Genomic DNA, 3,108 nt, shown 5'->3' on the forward strand with positions numbered 1-3,108 from the left:
GCCGGCGCGGCTGCGGCGCGGAGAGGTCCGCCCGCTCGGGGTCGACCGCTACGGCGTCCGGTTGCGCGTCGAAAGCGCCGACGGCGACCACGACGTCCGGCTGCCGTTCCGCCAGCCGGTTGACGACGTCACCGGTCTGGGCCAGGCCATCCGGGTGCTGATGGGCTGCCCGTTCGTTAACGGCCTGCGGGCCCGCCGAGACTGAGCCACGGGCGGCCACCGGCTGCCGGTTACCGTGGCGAGGTGACCTGGCCCCGCGGTGACGCCGACGCCGAGCCGATGCAGCGCCGCGCGTTGCGCATCGAGCTCGTCGTCGTGCTGTCCGTCACGTTCGGTCTCAGCGCCGTCACCGCGATCCTGCAGCTTGCCGACTCGGTGTTGCGCAACCTGAGCGCTCAGCGGATCCCGCTCAATCCGCGGCGGTCTTACTACGACCTGATCGACCTCGGCCTGAATGCGACCTTCGTCGTGCAACTTCTCGCCTGGGGTGCGCTTGGCCTGTACCTGTTGTGGCGCAGCGGGTTAAGCCCGGCCCGAATCGGGTTGGCGCGTTTCCAATGGCGCGCCGACCTGGGCGGCGGCGTCGGCCTGGCCGCGCTGATCGGCCTGCCCGGGCTGGCGCTCTACCTGGCGGCACGGGCATTGCACCTCAACGCGTCGGTCATCCCGTCCAGCTTGGGCGACACCTGGTGGCGGGTCCCGATGCTGCTGGTGGTCGCCTTCGCCAATGGCTGGGCCGAAGAGATCATCGTCGTCGGTTATCTGCTCACCCGGTTGGAGCAGCTGGGTGTCGGGGCACGGGTGGCGCTGGTGTGGTCGAGCGTGCTGCGCGGCAGCTATCACCTTTACCAAGGCTTCGGCGCCGGGCTGGGCAATGTCGCGATGGGGCTGGTGTTCGGGTACGCCTGGCAGCGCACCGGCCGGCTGTGGCCGCTGGTGATCGCCCACGGCATCATCGACGCCGTGACTTTTGTCGGGTATGCCCTGCTGGCCGGCCATCTGCGCTGGCTGCACTGACGGAGCGCGTGCGATTACATGAACGACCCCCAACCACCCGAGCCGTCGCCGGTCATCCGGCGTGGCCCGCGACGCCCGCCACCGGCCACGCCGCCACCACCCAAGCCGGCCCGGCCCGAAGCGCCGACCGTGCGCTTACGTCGGGCCGGCGCGCCACCGCGGCGGCCCCGCAAGCCGCGGCGCAAACGAGCTTGGGGCCAACTGATTTCCCTGAGCCTGGTGGTCATCGTGTTGCTGATCAGTGCCGGCATCCTGGGTGGCACGCTGTGGATCGAGACGGCGCTGCACCGCGAGCCGGTGCTGACCGACTACCCCGGGCGGCCGGCGTCCGGGCGGGGCAGCACCTGGCTGCTGGTCGGGTCGGACAGCCGACAAGGCCTCACCGTCGAGCAGCAGCAGGCACTGGCGACCGGCGGCGACACCGGTAACGGCCGAACCGACACCATGCTGCTGGTACACGTGGCGGCGTTCGGGTCACGCACCCCGACGACGATGGTGTCCATACCGCGCGACTCCTACGTGCCGATTCCGGGATACGGCCGCGACAAGATCAACGCGGCGTTCGCGATGGGCGGGGCGCCGCTACTGGCGCAGACGGTCGAGCAAGCCACCGGATTGCGGCTCGACCACTACGCCGAGGTCGGATTCAGCGGGTTCGCTGTCCTGGTCGACGCGCTGGGCGGGGTCACCATCTGTCCGGCCGCGCCGATCAACGATCCACTGGCCGGCGTCGATCTACCGGCCGGGTGCCAAAAACTGGACGGCCGCGACGCGCTCGGCTACGTCCGCTCCCGGGACACTCCGCGCGCCGACCTCGACCGCATGGTTAACCAGCGGGAGTTCATGTTGGCGGTGTTGGGCCGGGCCGCAAGCCCGGCGGTGTGGCTGAATCCATGGCGGTGGTATTCGGTGGCGCATGCGGCGGCCGGCGCCCTGACCGTCGACCATGGCGATCATGCCTGGGATATGGCCCGGCTGGGCTGGGCGCTGCACGGATCCACCACCATGTTGACGGTCCCGATCGGTGAGTTCACCGGTAGCGATGCCGGCTCGGTGGTGGTGTGGGATCACGACAAAGCCGCCCAGCTGTTCGACGCGCTGGCTGCCGACCAACCGGTGCCGCCGGCCGTCCTCGACAACCCGATCTAATTAGCGCATTCAGCTGGTGCAAGAAATTGTCGAAATCGACTCACCGCACAGCCCTTCCGACGCGCCGGCCGCCGCCGGGGGCCGGCTCTAGCGCGCGACTAGCGCAGGTCGGCGCCGGTTAGGCCTTGATGAGGTGGGTCGAGCCAAGCCTTGACGCGGCCGGGATGGTGGGTGGCCAGCCATGCCACCCCCACGTCTCGGCAGAATCGGACGTCCTCGTAGTCGTCGGCACTCCAGCAATAGAGCGCCCGGCCCTGGGCCGCAGCACGGTCGACGAGCTCGGGATGTTCACGAAGGGTGGCCAACGACGGCCCCACTGCGGTGGCGCCGATCGTGCTGGCCGCGCTGCTGGTGAGATATCGATGACTCCTGCCGAGCAGCACGGTGGGCAGCAGCGGTGCTGCCCGCCGAACCCGCCACAGCGCCGCCGCGGAAAATGACATCACCACCGCGCGGGACCGGTCGGCGGACGCGGGGGCGGCGATGCCGAAGCGGTGCAGCAGCGCCAGCAACTTGCTTTCCACCAGTGCGCCATACCGGACGGGGTGCTTGGTCTCGACGAAGATCTTCACCGGCCGCTTCCAGTCCAGCACCAGCCTGACGAGGGCGTCCAACGTCAACAGGCCGGTATCGCCGTGCGTGCCATCGGCGCGCCAACTGCCGTGCCACGCACCGTATTCCAGCTCGCGCAGCTCGGCCAGCGTCATCGCGCTGACCAGGCCGGCGCCGGTCGACGTCCGGTCCAGCCGACGATCATGCACACAGACCAGGTGGCCGTCGCGGGTGAGCCGGACATCGCATTCCACGCCGTCGGCGCCCTCCCTGAGGGCGAGATCGTATGCGGCCAAGGTGTGTTCGGGCAGGGCGGCCGACGAGCCGCGATGGGCGACCACGAACGGGTTGCGAGAGACCACCTCGTCGGCCCGCGACATACCACTATGC

Annotated in this window: 4 protein-coding genes; 3 read left to right on the forward strand and 1 reads right to left on the reverse strand. The window is 69.8% G+C overall.

Features of this window, described 5'->3' with window-relative positions:
• From WAN71_RS05850 to WAN71_RS05860, 3 genes are all read left to right on the forward strand, one after another.
• Window positions 1–205, forward strand: a 205-nt coding sequence (locus WAN71_RS05850) for a DUF2470 domain-containing protein (RefSeq protein WP_422224429.1), incomplete at its 5' end; no start/stop codon positions are given.
• A gap of 74 nt (window positions 206–279) precedes the next feature.
• Window positions 280–1,017: a CPBP family intramembrane glutamic endopeptidase gene (locus WAN71_RS05855; RefSeq protein WP_422224431.1), complete on the forward strand. Its 738-nt coding sequence runs from the start codon at window positions 280–282 to the stop codon at window positions 1,015–1,017.
• 18 nt (window positions 1,018–1,035) lie between these two features.
• Window positions 1,036–2,166, forward strand: coding sequence for an LCP family protein (locus WAN71_RS05860; RefSeq protein WP_422224430.1), 1,131 nt, complete (start codon window positions 1,036–1,038; stop codon window positions 2,164–2,166).
• Window positions 2,167–2,264: 98 nt separating this feature from the next.
• On the opposite strand, the gene WAN71_RS05865 is transcribed toward WAN71_RS05860, so the two are convergent.
• Complete coding sequence (locus tag WAN71_RS05865; protein ID WP_422224432.1) at window positions 2,265–3,098, reverse strand: glycerophosphodiester phosphodiesterase; 834 nt, start codon at window positions 3,096–3,098, stop codon at window positions 2,265–2,267.
• Window positions 3,099–3,108 lie beyond the last annotated feature (10 nt).

This window comes from Mycobacterium sp., from assembly GCF_049280035.1.
Classification (GTDB): domain Bacteria; phylum Actinomycetota; class Actinomycetes; order Mycobacteriales; family Mycobacteriaceae; genus Mycobacterium.